15 protein-coding genes are annotated in these 16,624 nt (G+C 66.1%); 6 read left to right on the top strand and 9 right to left on the bottom strand.

The features are described 5' to 3' along the window. Positions 1-299: 299 nt before the first annotated feature. Both OXM58_03110 and OXM58_03105 read right to left on the bottom strand, forming a co-directional pair. Positions 300-1,280 (bottom strand): alpha-E domain-containing protein, encoded by a 981-nt coding sequence (locus OXM58_03110; GenBank protein MDE0147337.1) that lies wholly within the window; start codon positions 1,278-1,280, stop codon positions 300-302. Between the two features lie 4 nt (positions 1,281-1,284). Beyond that, positions 1,285-2,763, bottom strand: a complete 1,479-nt coding sequence (locus tag OXM58_03105; GenBank protein MDE0147336.1) for a circularly permuted type 2 ATP-grasp protein — start codon at positions 2,761-2,763, stop codon at positions 1,285-1,287. 182 nt (positions 2,764-2,945) lie between these two features. Between OXM58_03105 and OXM58_03100 the strand changes: the two genes are divergently transcribed. Beyond that, positions 2,946-4,376 (top strand): nucleobase:cation symporter-2 family protein, encoded by a 1,431-nt coding sequence (locus OXM58_03100; protein MDE0147335.1) that lies wholly within the window; start codon positions 2,946-2,948, stop codon positions 4,374-4,376. A 34-nt stretch (positions 4,377-4,410) separates the two neighbouring features. Here OXM58_03100 and OXM58_03095 read toward each other — a convergent pair whose 3' ends face one another. The 3 genes from OXM58_03095 to ftrA all read right to left on the bottom strand — a co-directional run bounded on the left by OXM58_03095 (position 4,411) and on the right by ftrA (position 7,103). Then, on the bottom strand, positions 4,411-5,463 hold the full coding sequence (locus OXM58_03095; protein ID MDE0147334.1) for a Rieske 2Fe-2S domain-containing protein: 1,053 nt from the start codon (positions 5,461-5,463) through the stop codon (positions 4,411-4,413). 210 nt (positions 5,464-5,673) lie between these two features. Beyond that, a complete protein-coding gene (locus OXM58_03090) occupies positions 5,674-6,126 on the bottom strand; it encodes a nuclear transport factor 2 family protein (GenBank protein MDE0147333.1) in 453 nt (150 codons plus the stop codon). 2 nt (positions 6,127-6,128) lie between these two features. After that, positions 6,129-7,103 carry a transcriptional regulator FtrA gene (gene ftrA / locus OXM58_03085; GenBank protein MDE0147332.1) on the bottom strand — a complete coding sequence of 325 codons (975 nt, stop codon included), beginning with the start codon at positions 7,101-7,103 and terminating at the stop codon, positions 6,129-6,131. Positions 7,104-7,202: 99 nt separating this feature from the next. On the opposite strand from ftrA, the gene OXM58_03080 reads away from it, so the two are divergent. Then, on the top strand, positions 7,203-7,838 hold the full coding sequence (locus OXM58_03080) for a glutathione S-transferase family protein (protein MDE0147331.1): 636 nt from the start codon (positions 7,203-7,205) through the stop codon (positions 7,836-7,838). 108 nt (positions 7,839-7,946) lie between these two features. Here OXM58_03080 and OXM58_03075 read toward each other — a convergent pair whose 3' ends face one another. The 4 genes from OXM58_03075 to OXM58_03060 all read right to left on the bottom strand — a co-directional run bounded on the left by OXM58_03075 (position 7,947) and on the right by OXM58_03060 (position 11,167). Then, positions 7,947-8,522 (bottom strand): hypothetical protein, encoded by a 576-nt coding sequence (locus tag OXM58_03075; protein MDE0147330.1) that lies wholly within the window; start codon positions 8,520-8,522, stop codon positions 7,947-7,949. Further along, the gene (locus OXM58_03070) at positions 8,522-8,857 is read right to left on the bottom strand and encodes a hypothetical protein (GenBank protein MDE0147329.1); all 336 of its coding nucleotides are present in this window, start codon (positions 8,855-8,857) and stop codon (positions 8,522-8,524) included. Before OXM58_03070 ends, OXM58_03075 begins: the two co-directional genes overlap by 1 nt. A gap of 148 nt (positions 8,858-9,005) precedes the next feature. Next, entirely contained in the window at positions 9,006-10,685 is a 1,680-nt protein-coding gene (locus OXM58_03065; protein ID MDE0147328.1) for a class I adenylate-forming enzyme family protein, read from the bottom strand. Further along, positions 10,682-11,167, bottom strand: a complete 486-nt coding sequence (locus OXM58_03060; protein ID MDE0147327.1) for a MarR family transcriptional regulator — start codon at positions 11,165-11,167, stop codon at positions 10,682-10,684. The genes OXM58_03065 and OXM58_03060 overlap by 4 nt, the downstream gene beginning before the upstream one ends. 626 nt (positions 11,168-11,793) lie before the next feature. On the opposite strand from OXM58_03060, the gene OXM58_03055 reads away from it, so the two are divergent. The 4 genes from OXM58_03055 to OXM58_03040 all read left to right on the top strand — a co-directional run bounded on the left by OXM58_03055 (position 11,794) and on the right by OXM58_03040 (position 16,567). After that, positions 11,794-12,972, top strand: coding sequence for a site-specific integrase (locus OXM58_03055; GenBank protein ID MDE0147326.1), 1,179 nt, complete (start codon positions 11,794-11,796; stop codon positions 12,970-12,972). 18 nt (positions 12,973-12,990) lie between these two features. After that, positions 12,991-14,190: a tyrosine-type recombinase/integrase gene (locus OXM58_03050; protein ID MDE0147325.1), complete on the top strand. Its 1,200-nt coding sequence runs from the start codon at positions 12,991-12,993 to the stop codon at positions 14,188-14,190. 99 nt (positions 14,191-14,289) lie between these two features. Next, a complete protein-coding gene (locus tag OXM58_03045; GenBank protein MDE0147324.1) occupies positions 14,290-14,502 on the top strand; it encodes a hypothetical protein in 213 nt (70 codons plus the stop codon). A gap of 451 nt (positions 14,503-14,953) precedes the next feature. Then, positions 14,954-16,567 carry an ABC transporter substrate-binding protein gene (locus OXM58_03040; GenBank protein MDE0147323.1) on the top strand — a complete coding sequence of 538 codons (1,614 nt, stop codon included), beginning with the start codon at positions 14,954-14,956 and terminating at the stop codon, positions 16,565-16,567. The last annotated feature ends 57 nt before the right edge of the window (positions 16,568-16,624 follow it).

The following is a 16,624-nucleotide window of genomic DNA, read 5'->3' as shown; positions in this document are numbered from 1 at the left end:
CCGAAGACTTGTGTGCAAGAAAATTCTTTCGCACTAACGGGTTAACATAAGGAAGCATGTTACCCCGGCCCCCGAGCCGGGGTCCGGAATCGCACGACGGTCGGTGCACTCAGAGATGGGCGTCAGGGGTTTCCGCAGCCCTGCAGTCCAATCCGCGCCGCGGATCGTTGCCGTCGCCCGGATCCGTATCCGCCGCTTTGCCCTGCGGCTCTGGGCCCCGGTTCGGAGGCCGGGGCGGCAGGTTTTGTGAAAAATGTGGGGTTAATAAGGGACACGCTCCTGGGAAACGCCCCGCGCCGTTACGCGTCCGCGCCCTCTTCGATCCCGTAGCTGAAATAGGCGGAGTCGATATCGTCGTGCAGGCGGCGGCAGTCGTCGCCGAGCGCATGCAGCGTCGCCCGGATGGCTTCGTCGTCGGCCGGATCGCGGTTCGGCCAGTCATAGTCGATCAGCGCCGCCAGCCTGCCGGCGCGGCGACCGGCCTCGAAGGCGAGCGGCCGCCCGGCCGAAGCCGCATCGAGCGCTTCGCAAATCCGGGCCACGGCATAACGGACCGAGCGGGAAACCAGCGGATCGGCGACCAGAAAGTCGACCACGGCGGCCGGGTCGAACTGCATCGAATGCAGACGGCCGTAGGAATCCCGCGCCGCGCAGATGCGCAGCAGCGACAGCCAGTCCGGGTCCGCCTGCGGCCCGCCGACCGGATAGACGGTGAGTTGCGCGTCGATCAGCGCCGCCAGCAGCTGCGCCCGCTCCACGAACCGGCCGAGCTGCAGGAAGTGCCAGCCATTGTCGCGGTACATGTTGCTCTCGGCGATGCCGAAGAAGGTGCGCACCGCATCTTCGGTCCGGCGATAGAATTCGTTCGGGCGGTCTTTCCAGATGTCCGGGATCTCGATATCCCGCAGGTCGAGGAAGGCGAGGTTGAGGCAGGACCACAGATCCTCGTCGACGACGTTGCGCACCTGGCGGGCATTCTCGCGCGCGTTGGCGAGGCAGTTGCGGATCGAATCCGGGTTGGCGGGTTCGAAGGTCAGGTCGTCGGCCAGCGTGTAGGCGTCGACCAGCATGAACTGCTCGTCGTCCAGGTTCGACCGGAGCTCGCCGCCGAGCGGCACGCGCCCGAGCCCCTGATAGAGACGCCGCCAGCTCTTGTCGATTTCGTCGACCGGCCGGTCCTTCATGGTTTCGAACTGGTCGGCGATCAGCCGGCAGCCATGCTGCGCCCGCTCGAGATAGCGGCCGATCCAGTACAGGCCCTGTGCGCTGCGCGACAGCATGGCGTTACCCGGAAAGCACCCAGAGGTCCTTGCCGCCGCCGCCCTGGCTCGAATTGACGACGAGCGAACCGGGGGTCAGCGCGACCCGGCAGAAGGCCCCGGGGACCAGGCGCGTCTCCTGCCCGCGCAGGATGAACGGACGGAGATCGACATGGCGCGGCGCCGCCCCGCCTTCGGCCAGGCAGGGCGCGCAGGAAAGGTCGAGGGTCGGCTGGGAAATGTAGTTCGCCGGATCGCTCCGGATCGCTTCGGCGAAGGTCTCGCGCTCTTCCGGCGTGGCGTGCGGCCCGACCAGCATGCCGTGACCGCCGGAGCCGCCGACCTCCTTGACCACCAGCTTGTCCAGATTGTCGAGCGTGTATTCCAAGCCCTCGGGATTGCGGCACAGGTGGGTCTCGACGTTGGCCAGCAGCGGCTCCTCGTTGAGGAAATAGCGGATGATCTCCGGCACATAGGCGTAGACGCTCTTGTCGTCGGCGACGCCCGTGCCGGGCGCGTTGGCGATGGCGACGTTGCCCAGCCGGTAGGCGTTGAACAGGCCGGGCGTGCCGAGCACAGAATCCGGCCGGAAGGCCAGGGGATCGAGGAAATCGTCGTCGATCCGCCGGTAGATCACGTCGACGCGGCGCAGCCCGCCGGTCGTGCGCATGTAGACGAAGCCGTTGCGGGCCACCAGGTCGCTGCCCTGCACCAGCTCGATGCCCATCTCGCGCGCCAGGAACATGTGCTCGTAGAAGGCCGAATTGTAAACGCCGGGGGTCAGCAGGACGATGGTCGGATCGCGGTCGCCGCGCGGCGACAGCTCCGCCAGCGTCCGGCGGAGCAACCGGCCGTAATCCTCGATGCCGCGCACCTTGTGCCGCCGGAACACGTTACGCAGGCTGGTTTTGACCGCCGCCCGGTTCGCCAGCATGTAGGACACGCCCGAGGGAACCCGCAGATTGTCCTCCAGCACCAGGAAGCCGTCATGGGTCCGGACCAGGTCCGTGCCGCAGACCGAGACATAGGTGCTGTGCGCAACCTCCACGCCACGCATCGCGATCCGGAACTGCGGGCAGCCGCGCACCATGTCGGCGGGGATGACGCCGTCGGCGATGACCCGCCCGGGCCCGTAGATGTCGGCGAGGAACAGGTTGAGCGCCTCGAGCCGCTGGCGCAGCCCGCGTTCGAGAAAGTCCCATTCTTCGGCGGCGATGATGCGCGGGATGATGTCGATCGGGATGATCCGCTCCAGCGCGCCCGCTTCGCCGTAGACGGAAAAGGTGATGCCCTCGTGCAGGAACGACCGTTCGGCGCGCTCCTGCATGACGGCGATCTCTTCGTGCGGCGTCTCGCCGAGCGACTCCAGCAATGCGCGGCAATGGGCGCGCGGCGCGCCGTCCGCATCGAACATCTCGTCGTAGAAGGCCGGGTCGGTCTCGTAGCCGGCGAAAAGGTGGCCCTCTTCCGCCGGTGCGCCGCTCTCCGCCTGTTCGACCGGCATCGGCCCTGCCCCCGTCCCTTGTCGATCCGCCCTGCCGCGCGATTGCCGACAGCGTAAGTCGGCCCTCCGATGTTGGGCAAGCGGGATTTTTCGTTCGGCTTCTGTCGGGCCGGGAATTGACGGATCGGTGACTTGATTCGCTGGGAACGGGCGTGCGACGATGGCACGCTTGGCCCGGTTCGGTGTCAGCCGCTGGCGCCTCGGAAAAGTCCCGGCGCCTCGATCACCCGATCAACGGAACGCTGGTCATGGACGAAAATCTCAAGAATCCCGATTACCGGCCGCCGATGCGCGATGCCATTCCGCTGGGCATCCAGCATGTCCTCGCCATGTTTGCGGGGAACATCACGGTGCCCCTGCTCATCGCCCTCGCCGCGGGGCCGCAATATATCACCGTGCTCGTCCAGATCGCCCTGCTCGCGGCCGGCGTCGCGACGCTGATCCAGACGGTCGGCATCGGGCCGGTCGGGTCGCGGCTGCCGATCGTCCAGGGGACCAGCTTCGCCTATGTCGGCATTCTCACCGGAGCGATCAAGGGCGGCGCGAGCCTGGCGGCCGTCTTCGGCGCGAGCCTGATCGGCGGCCTGTTCCAGATCCTTCTCGGCTATTTCATCCCGCAGATCCGGAAGTTCATTCCGGGGCTGGTGTCCGGCGTTGTGGTGATGACCATCGGCTTCACCCTGCTGCCCGTCGGCATCAAATATTCCGCCGGCTGCGGCGCCTATCCGGCCGGATTCTGCAAGAAGGCCGGTTTCGGCGACATCGGCAACTGGGCAATGGCCCTGTTCGTCATCCTGGTGATCCTGCTGATTCGCAGGTTCGGCAAGGGAATCTGGTCGACCGCGTCGGTCTTCATCGGCATCGTGATCGGCTACCTGGTCGCGATCCCGTTCGGCATGTTCAATCCGCGCAAGGTGGAGGGCATCGCCAAGGCGGACTGGATCGGCCTGCCCGGCGAGTGGTTCGGCCTGGAATTCTCGACCCCGGCGGCGCTCAGCCTGATCGGCCTCATGGTCATCATGGCGTTCATCACCACCGTCGAGACGGTCGGCGACATCTCCGGCGTCACCGCCGGCGGCGCGGACCGCGAGCCGACCGACAAGGAGCTCAAGGGCGGCATCATGGCCGACGGCCTGGGCTCGGCGATCGTCGCCCTGTTCGGCGGTCTGCCCAACACCTCCTACAGCCAGAATGTCGGTCTGGTCTCCTTCACCCGGGTGATGAGCCGTCATGTGGTGACCGTCGGCGCGGTCTTCCTGCTGCTCTGCGGCTTCATTCCGAAGCTGGCCGCGGTGATCGGCGCGATGCCCGAGCCGGTGCTCGGCGGCGCGGCGGTGATCATGTTCGGCCTGATTGTCTCCGCCGGCCTCAAGCTCGTCGCGCGGTCGGGGCTCTCGACCCGCAACATGCTGATCGCGGCGATCTCCCTCGGCCTCGGCATGGGGTTGTGGCAGGTCCAGCAGCTTGCCGGCGCCGCCGGCTTCGGCCCGCTGCCGGCCGATGTCCTGCCGCAGTGGTCGCTGCCGCTCTTCGTCTCCGGCATCGTCGTCGCCGGCGTCGTGGCGGCGGTCCTGAACGCCGTGCTGCCCGAAGAAGAGACCGAGGGCGCCTGACGGGCCCATTGCGGAATTGCGGAACCCTGCGGCGTCAGGCGCCTGCCGCGGCGCCTGGCCGCCGTTGCCGCTTGCCGGCGGCCAGACTCCGGGCGACTTCGGCCGCCCCTTTCTGCGCCGCCCCGGAGAGTTCGCGCAGCCAGCGGCGATAGGCCAGCGAGACCGCGTCGGCCGGCACGGACTGCTCGCCCGCCGGGCCGGGGATCTCCGGCGGGTCCTGGGCCGCGATCACCGGCAGGTCCTCACGGAGCACGAGGTCCTGGAATTCGAGATGGGGGCGGTCGTCGCCGTCCCGGTCGGCGGTGCGGCAGGTGAACCAGAAGCTGCGGCAGGTTCCGGACTCGACCGGCGAGGCGGTCATCCAGAGCTGGCCGCGCTCGCCGTCGGGAAAGAAGAATTCGAGATTGACCGTGAACGGCATCCAGAGCCGGTAGTCGGTCGGCGCCATCAGCGCGACGTCGGGCAGGTCCATGTCCGGTTCCGGTTCGAAGCGGAACCGGAGCTCGCCGCCGACGCGGGCGGTCTCGGCGATCGGCACCGTCGTGTGCCGCCGGTCGCCGAGCGAGCCGTCATGGACGAAGGGGAAATGCGACAGGTCGACGAAATTCTCCAGCCGGCGCCCGGCTGAGGTCGGCCAGGTGTAAGGTTCGCCCGCGACGCAGCGGAACGCCTCGTCGCCCCAGGCCGGGCAGCCGGGAATTTCGGTGCCGGCCTCCGGATCGAGGCGCAGCCAGACCAGGTCGTAGGCGACCCGGGCCTCGATCTTCCGGAGCCGGAAGCCGGGCGGGATTTTGTAGTCCGGCATCGCCGGGATTTCGACGCACATGCCGCCGGCGTCGTAGAGCCAGCCGTGATAGGCGCAGCGCAGCCCGCCCGCCTCCACGCAGCCGATCGACAGGCGCGTCGAGCGATGGATGCAGCGGTCCAGGAAGGCGGCGAGGGTGCCGGCGATCTCGGCGACGGCGATCGGCTCCCCGAGCAGCGTGACCGCGAGCGCCCGGTTATCGGACGCAGCGGCGGCGAGTTCCGGCAGGGTGCAGACCGGATGCCAGAAATAGCGCCACGCGCTGTCGTCGAGATAGGCCATGCCGTTCTCCCTGGTCCGGGCCCCAGCCGGTGCTGGCAAAACCGGCGCTGGCAGAAAGGGTAGGGGAGCCGTGCGGATTCGGGCAAGGCCGTAATCGGCGGACCGCCGCAGGGCATCGCCGGCTTTTCCGGCGCCGGCATCGCTGGCGGCACAGTCGGCGCGCGCCGGCCGAAACGCCTCGCAGACCGTGACTGCGGTGAGAAATCCGGGCTAGGCCTCGCCCCAGAAGGCGCGGTCGTCGGCGATGTTCTCCGGATGGAACCACGCCGCGGCGATGCGGCCGTCCCGCACCTCGTAGACCGCCAGTTCCCGCCCCTCGATTCGCCCGCCGTCCTTCTCCGCCGACCAGGCGATCAGCGCCGCGACATGGCTGCCGGTCTCGACCGTCCCGGTCACCCGCAGGTCGAAGGTGCCGCCGGTCGTCGCGAGGGCGCGGCGGATCATGCCGAGCACCGCCGCGCGGCCGCGCAGGTCGCCCATATGGTCGCCGACGTCGGGCTCGGCCCAGCGCACGTCCGGCGCGATGAAGGCGTCGAGCGGGGCGAGATCGCCGCTGCGCGCCGCGGCGCGGCGGGCGTCGTAGAAGGCGCGGACAAAACGGCCGAGCGGCTCCCCGGAAGGATCGGGCCCACGGTCATCGGAAAAGTCGTCGGTGTCTGTCATGGTCATCCCCGAACCCGGCCGAAGGTGCGGCGATAGCCGGTCGGGGTGGTCCCGACAAGGCGCCGGAAGTGATGGCGCAGCGTCTCGACGGTGCCGAAGCCGGCGCGCGTCGCGATCTGTTCGACGGTCAGATCGGTGGTCTCCGCAAGGCGGCGGGCGCGGTCCACGCGCTGCCGGGTGAGCCAGTCGCCCGGCGTCGAGCCCGTCGCTTCGCGAAAGCGCCGCTGAAAGTTGCGCACGCTCATACCTGCGCGTGCGGCGAGGTCGGCAACGCCGAGCGGCTCGTCGACATGGGCGGGCAGCCAGTCGAGCAGCCGCGCCAGCCGGCCGGCGTCCGCCCCGGCGGAGACCGGGGTTTCGACGAACTGGCGCTGGCCGCCGTCGCGGTGCGGCGCGAGCACAAGCCGCCGGGCGACGGCGTTGGCGACCGCCGCGCCGTGGTCGCGGCGCACGATATGGAGGCAGAGGTCGAGCCCCGCCGCGCTGCCGGCCGAGGTCAGGACCGGGCCCTCGTCGACGTAGAGCACGTCCGGATCGACCCGGACTTGCGGATAGCGCCGCGCCAGCGCCCCGGTATAGCGCCAGTGGGTGGTGGCGCGCCGGCCGTCCAGCACCCCGGTGGCGGCGAGCAGGAAGGCGCCCGAGCAGATCGAGGCCAGCCGGCCGCCGCGCTCGACCACGCCGGCGAGCGCGGCGAGCAGGGCCGGCGGCGCCGGCGCATCCGGGCTCTTCCAGCCCGGCACGATCACCGTGTCCGCCCGCTCGATCAGGCCCAGGTCATAGGGTGCCCGGACCGCAAGCCCGCCCGCCGCCGCGAGCGGCCCCGGCTCGGCGGCGCAGACCTCGAACCGGTACCAGGGCCGGTCCAGTTCCGGCCGCGGCAGGCCGAAGATCTCGTAGGCGCAGCCGAACTCGAAGGTGCACAGCCCGTCATAGGCCAGAGCGACGACGGTGGAATGGGGCGGGTGGTCGGGCATGTTGGCGTAATCTTACCGATATTCGGCATTTGCGCCACTCGTCAGTCGCGGCAAGGTTTCGGAAAACGCGCGACCCCGCATCGCTTCAGGACTCTGCCCATGCTCCGCCTGTACGACAACCGTCTCTCCGGCAACGGCTACAAGCCGCGCCTGCTGATGGCCCATCTCGGCCTGACCTACGAGCGGATCGAACTCGACATCATGACGGGCGAGACGCGGACGGCGGATTTCCTCGCCCTCAACCCGAACGGGCGGATTCCGCTATTGGTGCTGGAGGACGGGACCTGCCTCGCCGAATCCAACGCGATCCTGTGCTATCTGGCCGAGGGCTCGCGCTTCCTGCCGGCCGGGCGGCTCAACCGGGCGCTGACCCTGCAATGGCTGTTCTTCGAGCAATACAGCCACGAGCCAAACATCGCCGTCGCGCGCCACTGGATCCAGCATTCGGACATGACCGACCTGCAGCGCGCCCAGTTGCCGGCGAAGCAGGACGGCGGCCATGCCGCGCTCGCGGTGATGGAAGGGCATCTCGGCGGCGTGGACTGGTTCGGCGGCGCGGCCATGACGGTCGCCGACATCGCCCTCTACGCCTACACCCACGTCGCCGGCGAAGGCGGCTTCGACCTTGCCCCCTATCCCAACGTCACCGCCTGGCTCGCGCGCGTCGCGGCGGAACCCGGCCATGCGCCGATGCTGCCCGCGCCGGAGGGGGTTGTGGGGGGTGGTGCCAGTTGAATGATAACAGACGGATTAGAGTGTCGAGGCGAATTAGCTAAGTGGTTGGTGGGACAAAAAATCCGCAAGGCATCACGTTAGCTCGTATGAATTCGATGCGATCGCAAACTAATCTTGCTCTGCCCGAGGAATTTCGGGAGGTGGCGGGAAGGGCGATTGTGTCGTTTGGTGAGTATATGGTTGAACGACAAGTGGGCGCCGACCTTGAAGCACTTCGATAAGTCCTTGTCTTGCCAATTTTTGTTCTCGGGCGTCATCGTCCCATCCTTGAGGCAAGTAATTTCCCTCTAGAATATCAAGCTGCTCGACTCTAAAATCCAAACTTGTAGCAATTTCGTAAATCAATTTTGTGAGTAAAGAATCGCGCTTTTTTTCAAATGCCTGAAGTTCACTCCCAGACAATGCTTGAGGAGGATTTTCGCTGAGATTTTGGAGGTATTTTTTCCATGCACTAATTATTCTCGTCTCGTTCGCAAATTCTATTTCAATTAAATTCAATGCACCAACATGCTCGAAGTGAATTGGCATCTTTCTAGTTCTCATTAGGGTCCGAAAAATATCCATCTTTCTTGTTTCAGACGCTCTTTGCTTATCAACATATCTTGTAACAAGAACAGCAAATATTGGCCCCAAAATAATGGCCAAAATTGTACAAATCGAAAGGATCACCTGACCATCTGACATCACAGGTCTCTCAATTTCCTAAAAGCTACATTGACAGGACCCATTGGCATCTGAATTTGAACAGGACTGCCATTTGCGAAATTCGCCGATAAAGTAGCAGAAACTTCTTGGGTAATTGGTTTATCAGCAACTGTCTGGCCAGTGACAAGTGTGGCTCCTACTGGTGTAGTAAGCCGTGCTTGGAAAGTTACACGATTATTTTTTATTGCTGTATATTCCCCATCAAGAATACCTCCCGAAACATCAGCACCAGAGATTTTTCCATCCACCATGATGAAAACGGCGTTTCCAATACCGGAAATCCCCGTATAAAACATGGCGTAAATTCCATTCATGATCCAACTCCTATACTAGTCTCACTGACAATGTAGTTTCTAGAAGAGCTTGATGTCAATAGTGTCATGAAATCGTGCATGCATTGCTCATCTATTGTAAACCAAAAATCTATGTTACACGACACGACAGTAGCTGTTTGAGAATACCTCATATCGCCCGGTCCCTTCCCTTCCAGTACTCCGCCCGAATCCGGTTCTTCTGGATCTTGCCGATGGCGGTGCGGGGCAGGGCGTCGACGAATTTGACGAAGCGCGGGCGCTTGTAGCGCGGGATCCGGGCCACGACGAAGTCGATCAGGGCGGCTTCGTCGGGCAGTGCACCGCTGCCGCCCGCAGTTTCGTCGTCGCCTCCACCGCCCGCGCCGTTAGCCACGACATGGGCGGCCGGGACCTCGCCCCACCGGTCGTCGGGCACGCCGAAGACGGCGCATTCGCGGACCGCTGGATGCAGGTAGAGCGCGCGCTCGACCTCGGCGGGAAAGATGTTCTCGCCGCCCGAGACGATGACGTCCTTCGAGCGGTCGATCAGGTGGAGGAAACCGTCTTCGTCGATCCGGCCGATGTCGCCGGTCCTGAGCCAGCCGTCGCCGGCGCGCAGGGCCGCCAGTTCCGCCCCGCCGCCGATATCCTCGCCGGAGTCCTCGCCGACATAGCCGAGCAGCGTGTGCGCGCCGCGGCTCGCGACCTCGCCGGCCTCCCCCTGCGGCAGGGGCCGGCCGTCCCGGTCCAGCACCGCCATCTCGACGCAGGGCCGCCCGGCGCTCATCGGCTTGGAGCGCGCGAAGGCGGCCGGCCGGTAGGCGAGCGGGCAGCTTTCCGACTGGCCGTAATGCTCGACGATCTCGAGGCCCGGCCAGGCGCTTAGCGCGCGCTCGAGCAGGCCCGACGGCATCGGCGCGCCGCTGATGTTGAGATGGCGCAGGCCACCGTCTTCCTGCCGCACTCGCGCAGCCGCCGCCGGATCGTCCAGCAGCGCCGTCACCTGCGACGGCACCAGAAAGGCGGCGGTCGCGACGTCGCGCTCGACGGCGTCGGCGAACAGGTCCGGCGCCCACTTCTCCAGCAGCACGACGGTGAGGCCGCGCCTGATGCCGATCTGGAGCCACATGAACAGGCCGGCGACGTGGAACAGCGGCGTGGTGCAGGCCATGACGTCATCGTCGGCCAGCTCGAAGGCCTGCGCGCCGAGGCACGAGGCGAGCGTGCGGTTGCGGTGCGAGACCAATACGCCCTTGGGCGCGCCGGTCGAGCCGCTGGAAAAGGTCACCGCCGCCGGATCGTCGGGGTGCACCGCGACGAGCGGGTCGCCGTCCGGCGCATCGGCGGTGAAGGCGTCCAGCGAGTCCGGCCCGGCCGCGCCGCCGATGACGACGATCCGTTCGAGCGCCGGCAAACCGGCGAGCAGGGCGCGGGCGTCCCCGGCCAGATCGGCATGGACGAACAGCAGTTCGGCGCCGACCCCGGCCAACATCTCGGCCCGGCCGGCTGCATTGGCGCGCACCGAGACGTGGGCAAGCGGGCAGCCGGCCCGCGCCGCCCCGAAATGGACCGCCGCGTAGTCGACCTCGTTGGGCGACAGGATGGCGAGCCAGCGCCCCGGCCGGTCCGCCGTTTTCGCATAGCCGGCGCGGGCCAGCGCACGAGCCAGCCGGTCGGCCGCCCGGTCCAGCCCGGCATAGGTCATCGCCACGCGGTTTTCGCTTCGGGCACCGTCCCGATAGCCGACGACCGCCGCCCTGTCCGGGTGGCGCCGGGCGCTCTCGCGCAGCAGGGCGCCGAAGGTCTGCGGGAAGTCCGCGGGCCCGTCGGACGTCACCGCCGGCGTCACGGCGCCGCCAGCCGCTGCAGCAGGTCGATCAGCTGCGCCCGCTCGGCCGGCGACAGGTTGCGCGCGATTTCCGCCTCGTGGGCGTCGAGCCGCGGCCGGATGGCGCGCAGAAAGGCGGCGCCCTCGTCCGACAGCACTAGGGCGTGGGAGCGCCGGTCGGTCGGCGACGGCTCGCGCCGGACCAGGCCGCGCGCCTCCAGCGTGTCGACGATCGAGACCAGGGTCGACCGGTCGATGCCGAGCGCCCGGCCGATCCGGGTCTGGTTGGATCCGGGATTCGCCTGGACCAGCAGCAGCACGCCGAGCTGGCCGGGGCTGATCCCGTCGGCGCCGAGATGGGCGGCGAAATTCTGGAAGGCGAACACCTCCGCCCGGCGTAGACGGTAGCCCAGCAGGCCGGCAAGCCGGCCAAGATCGACCGCCTGTCCCTCGGGCGCGGCGCGGCCGGCGGCGGGCTCGTTCAGGGAATCGGGGGCATTCATGGGCCCGGGGCATAGCATGAATTGTCCGCCGGCCAAACAGTCAGGCGCCAAACAGTTTCGAGTCGCTATTAATTAGCGCGGGCACCGGGTTGACACGCACGAAAAGAACAATATATGAACATCCTGCTCGTTCCGCCGTCGTCCGGCGGAGGTCCGATCATGACAAAACATGACATTTCCCGGACTCACCGCCACTCCCCTTTGCCACCCCGGACGGAGCGGCTTGCCCCGGACCCCGATCCGGGGAGCGACGATCCGGGGTCCAGGAGCCTGCCCTGAGCCTGTCGAAGGGGCCACATGCAAAGGCCTTTCGGGTCGGCCCTGGGCCCCGCATCGAGTCCGGGGCGGCAAGGAAGGGAGCAATGCGGGATCGTGACGAATCATGACATTTCATTAGATATTTCTTGTTTCGCCACGGCTCGTCATTGGTCAACTCGTTTCGTCACGCGTAGCATAACTAGTTGTAGTAATTAATCTTATTGACAATCTGACTGCATTCCGGCTACCCATTTCGACGCCGCATGCCTCCTGCCAACGTCCGGTGACGCGTCCTCTGTCGGTTGCGATACGATTACGCATGTTGCCGGTTTCGCAGTGGGCAGCCCTGGTTCGGCAAGGAGAGACGGATGCCTGGAAAGACCAGCTTCAAGCTTACCAAGCGTAGCGTCGAAGCGCTGGCGGCGGAAGGCCGCGATTCGGTCTTCTGGGATTCGGACCTCCCCGGATTCGGCGTCCGGGTCTATCGCACCGGGCGCCGAGTCTACTGCGTGCAGACCCGGGGGCCGGCCGGACCGAAGCGTGTCACCCTGGGACGGCATGGCGACATCACGGCCGATGCGGCCCGCCGCCAGGCGGTGATCGTCATCGACCGCATCAAGCGGGGCGAGCCGCCCTTTCCGGCCGCGCCCGAAGCGGAGCCGACGGTCGCCGCCCTAGCGGAGCGATTCCTACGCGAGCATGTCGAGGTGAACTGCAGCGCCAACACCGGAGACAGCTTCGGCCTGATTGTGCGCAACCATATTGTTCCTGCGTTGGGCGACCTTGCGGTATCGGCCGTCGAGCGGCGCCATGTCGTCGCCCTGCACGACGGCCTGTCGGCCATGCCCTACCAGGCCAACCGGACGCTGGCGGTGCTGTCGGCGATGTTCCGGCTGGCCGAAGCCTGGGATCTGGTGCCGCCCGGCCAAAACCCGTGCAAGGGAGTGCGGCGCTACAAGGAGACGCCGCGCGAACGGTTCCTGTCGCGCGACGAGTACCGCCGGCTCGGCCGGGCGCTGGCCGAGGCCGAAAGGGACGGCTCGGAGAATCCCGTTGCCGTCGCGGCGATCCGCCTGCTGCTGCTGACCGGCTGCCGCAGGAACGAGATCCTGAGCCTGCAATGGGACGATGTCGACCACGTTGCAGCCGAACTGCGGCTGACGGATGCCAAGGCCGGCGCCCGGCGAGTGCCGCTGACCCCGGCGGTCGAGGCGGTGCTGTCCGGAATGTCCCGCGCTGGAGACAGTCCCTGGGTCTTCGCCGGCCGCAAGCCCGGCAGCCGATATGTGGCGATCCACCAAGTCTGGAAGCGCCTGCGCGCGCAGGCCGGCCTGCAGGATGTCCGGCTCCACGACCTGCGCCACTCCTATGCCTCGCGCGCCCTGGCGCTCGGCGCGGGCCTGCCGATGATCGGCAAGCTGCTCGGCCACGCCACGGTGAGCGCGACGGCGCGCTACGCCCACCTGTCCCGGGACAGCGAGAAGGCGTCCGCCGCCCGGGTCGGCGGCAGCATCGGCAAGGCCATCTTGGCGCCGGACGCGGCCTGAGACACCGGAGGGAATCCAATGGCGGTTCTCAAGACCCGCACCATCTCCAGGCGCACGGTCGACGCACTGACGGTCGAGAAGGACACCGTGTTCTGGGACAGCGAACTCAGCGGCTTCGGGGTGCGGGTCTATCCGAACGGCGGCAAAACCTATGTCGTGCAGACCCGGGCCGGCGGGAAGCCGGCCAGGCGTATCGCCATCGGCCGGCACGGCGTCGTCACCGCCGAGGAGGCCAGGCGCCGGGCAGCCCTCATCGTCTCCCGCATCAAGGCCGGCGAGGAACCGGTGCCGGAGCCGATGACGGTACGGCAGGCCAACGGCCCGACGGTCGCCGAGCTCGCCCGGCGGTTTCTCGAGGACCACGTCGCGGCGCGCTGCAAGCCGGCCACGGCGGCGGCGTACCGGTTCGCCATCGAAAAACACATCCTGCCGGCCTTCGGCAAACTGTCGGCCCTCGCCGTGGACCGAGCCAAGGTTGCTTCGTTCCACGAGGCGCTCCGGGACCGGCCGGTCATGGCCAACCAGGCGATCGACCTGCTGGCGCGCGTCTACCGGGCGGCCGAGGACCGGGGCGCGGTGCCGGCGGGCAGCAACCCGTGCCGGCAGATCCGGAAATACCGTGCGCGCCGGCGCGAGCGCTTCCTGACCGAGGCGGAGTTCCGCCGTCTGGGCAGAACCCTGGACGAGATGGAAGCGAACGGCGAGATTGCCGTCAATGCCGCGGCGGCACTGCGCCTGCTGCTACTGACCGGCTGCCGGCGAAACGAGATCCTGACGTTGCGCAGGGACGCGATCTATCCGGACACCGGAGAGATTCGCCTGACCGACAGCAAGACCGGCGCCCGGACGGTGTCCCTGTCGCCCGAGGCTGCGGACGTATTCGCCGGCATTCCCCGGGTGCCGGGCAATCCCTTCGTCGTCGCCGGCCGCGCCGGCCGCCATCTGCGCAGCCTGGATGGCTCCTGGCAGAAGGTCCGCGCGCGGGCCGGCCTGCGCGACGTGCGCCTGCACGACCTGAGGCACAGCTTCGCCTCCCGGGCCCTGGCGCTCGGCGAGACCCTGCCAGCGATCGGCCGGCTGCTCGGCCACAGCCGGGTCGAGACGACGGCGCGTTACGCCCACCTGGCGGACGACTCCGTGCGGCAGGCTGCGATCCGGATATCCGACAGCATCGCGGACGATATACTGGGCGAGGACTGGCATCAGTTCGGCAGATGAACCTCCATGGCAGTTCGTAGCGACTGTGTAATTCGGCACCCGTACTTGACCCTATGGGGTTGCGAACAATCGATGGCTCAGCCCGCCGATCGGCGGGCAATGCACACACCGAATTACGCCATGATGCTGATCGCGGAAAAGATGCTGGCCTCCGACATGGGCCTGGGTTTCCTGATCTTCACCAGCCGCCTCTACATGGCGACGGACCCGATATTTCTCGGCATCCTGGCGCAGGGGGCGGTCCGCCTGATCTGCAACTACGGCATACAGGCCGTCTTCAGACTCGGCTTCGGCCGCTACCTGAGGGCCTGAGCCGACACCATTGCGCGGCGGGTCCCCGGTCCGGTGCCGACTGGTCAGGGTGTGCCGCTACACTGGCGGCTTCGCCTTGGCGCACCGGGCCATCCGATGCAAGCTGACGGTCATGATCCCGCACCGGTCGATTCTTCGGTGCTTTGGCATAGGAGAGATCTCATGAATGCCTGCTGAAGCGGTCGGTTCGATATCAAGCCGACCGTTGCCTCAAGGGCCGCGAAGATCGTGGCCGGATCCGCTTGCCGATTGCAGACTCGAGGATTTTCCGATACACTTGTCGTCGAGTCCTCCACAGTCAGGCCCGGTTCCCGGAATCAACCACACCAAGAATGAAGTGACCGCTTAGCGAATGGAAGCGGGTCCTAGCGTTCTTGTCGGGGGGGCTTTCAACTGCATTCCGACCGTGTCGCGATCGGGCGACCGGTTGGCGGTGCGACGGGAGGGCCTGATGACTGTTTCCAAGCCGAATCTGCGGCAGTTTTCAATGTCCGCGTTTGCCGGGGCAGCCTTTGTCGCGGTTGCCGTTCTCGCATTTGGCGGCGCCAACGCGCAAACACCGAACCGGGGCGGAACCCTGGTAATGACATTGCATCCCCAGCCGTCCACGCTGGTCGGCGCCGCAACAAGCGCGAGTCCGACCTATGTGGTCGGGCCGAAAATCGTCGAGGGACTCGTCAGTTACGATTTCGACTACAATCTCAAACCTGCGCTCGCAACTTCGTGGGCAGTGAGCAAGAGCGGACTGGAAATTACTTTCAAACTCCGCCAAGGCGTGAAATGGCACGACGGCAAGGACTTTACGGCCGCGGACGTCGCATTTTCGATCAACACACTCAAGCAACATCATCCGCGAGGGCGCGCGACTTTCGCCAACGTAACCGGCATTCAGACACCCGATTCCCATACCGTGGTGCTCAAATTGAGCAAGCCGGCGCCGTATATGATGAATGCCCTGGCAGCGGCAGAGTCGCCTATCATCCCGAAGCATCTGTACGAGGGGACGAATATCAAGGCCAATCCCACGAGCAACGCGCCGGTCGGTACCGGACCCTTCAAGTTCGTAAGCTGGAAGAAGGGCGAGAGCATCATCGTCGAGCGCAACCCGGACTATTGGGACAAGGGCAAGCCGTATCTCGACCGCATCATCTTCCGGCTGATCCCGGATTCGGCTGCGCGCGCGGTGGCCTTCGAAACGGGCGAGGCGCATTTGGGCGGCAACAACCCGGTCCCGCTCTCCGATGTGGCGCGGCTGGGGTCGCTGGATCATCTCGGTGTCGAACTGCGCGGATACAGCTATCTCTCGATTGTCGCGCGCATGGAGTTCAACCTCGAGAACAAGTATCTGAAGCATCGCAAGGTGCGCCAGGCGATCGCACACGCAATCGACAAGAAGTTCATCGTCGACAACATCTGGTACGGCTTCGGCAAACCGGCGACGGGCCCGATTCACAGCGATCTGGCGCGCTACTACACGCCGGACACACCGACCTATCCCCTCGATCCCAAAAAGTCCGAGCAATTGCTGGACGAAGCAGGATTCAAACGCGGGAGCGACGGCGTCCGCTTCAGGCTGACGCACAATTTCCTGCCGTTCGGCGATACGTTCAGGCGAACCGCAGAGTATCTGAAACAGGTGCTGGGCAAGATCGGGATCGAGTTGGAACTGCGCAGTGCGGATTTCCCGACCTACGTTCGCACGGTCTATATCCAGCGCAAGTTCGATTTCACCAATCACTGGATGAACAACACGGCCGATCCGACGCTGGGCGTGCAACGATTGTACTGGTCCAAGAACTTCAAGCCCGGCGTACCGTTCTCCAACGGCTCGGGTTATTCGAATCCGGAAGTCGACAAACTGCTTGAAGCGGCTCAGGTCGAAACGGATGCCGCGAAGCGGGCGGAACTGTTCAAGGAGTTTCAACGAAAGGTCGTCGCCGACCTGCCGGCGATCGACATCAACTTCACGAAGTTGGTGACAATTTACAACAAGAAGGTCAAGAACCACGCGATCACGCCGCTGGGCATCCACGAGTCGTTTGCCGACGTCTATCTGGCGAAATAACGGGCCCGGTAGGGAGTTGGAGCACAGTCCGGAAACGGCCGAATGCGCCGCCTGCCC

The organism is Rhodospirillaceae bacterium, from assembly GCA_028819475.1.
Classification (GTDB): Bacteria; Pseudomonadota; Alphaproteobacteria; order Bin65; family Bin65; genus Bin65.
The sequence above is the reverse complement of the archived record's forward strand: the minus strand, read 5'-3'. Positions and strand labels throughout refer to the sequence as shown.

Coding starts and splice junctions, on each gene's coding strand:
- OXM58_03090 (MDE0147333.1), bottom strand. CDS start 6,126: ATGACAGACACCGACGACTTTTCCGATGACCGTGGGCCCGATCCTTCC.
- OXM58_03040 (MDE0147323.1), top strand. CDS start 14,954: ATGACTGTTTCCAAGCCGAATCTGCGGCAGTTTTCAATGTCCGCGTTT.
- OXM58_03070 (MDE0147329.1), bottom strand. CDS start 8,857: ATGAATGGAATTTACGCCATGTTTTATACGGGGATTTCCGGTATTGGA.
- OXM58_03080 (MDE0147331.1), top strand. CDS start 7,203: ATGCTCCGCCTGTACGACAACCGTCTCTCCGGCAACGGCTACAAGCCG.
- OXM58_03105 (MDE0147336.1), bottom strand. CDS start 2,763: ATGCCGGTCGAACAGGCGGAGAGCGGCGCACCGGCGGAAGAGGGCCAC.
- OXM58_03060 (MDE0147327.1), bottom strand. CDS start 11,167: ATGAATGCCCCCGATTCCCTGAACGAGCCCGCCGCCGGCCGCGCCGCG.
- OXM58_03095 (MDE0147334.1), bottom strand. CDS start 5,463: ATGGCCTATCTCGACGACAGCGCGTGGCGCTATTTCTGGCATCCGGTC.
- OXM58_03045 (MDE0147324.1), top strand. CDS start 14,290: ATGCACACACCGAATTACGCCATGATGCTGATCGCGGAAAAGATGCTG.
- OXM58_03075 (MDE0147330.1), bottom strand. CDS start 8,522: ATGTCAGATGGTCAGGTGATCCTTTCGATTTGTACAATTTTGGCCATT.
- OXM58_03110 (MDE0147337.1), bottom strand. CDS start 1,280: ATGCTGTCGCGCAGCGCACAGGGCCTGTACTGGATCGGCCGCTATCTC.
- ftrA (MDE0147332.1), bottom strand. CDS start 7,103: ATGCCCGACCACCCGCCCCATTCCACCGTCGTCGCTCTGGCCTATGAC.
- OXM58_03050 (MDE0147325.1), top strand. CDS start 12,991: ATGGCGGTTCTCAAGACCCGCACCATCTCCAGGCGCACGGTCGACGCA.
- OXM58_03055 (MDE0147326.1), top strand. CDS start 11,794: ATGCCTGGAAAGACCAGCTTCAAGCTTACCAAGCGTAGCGTCGAAGCG.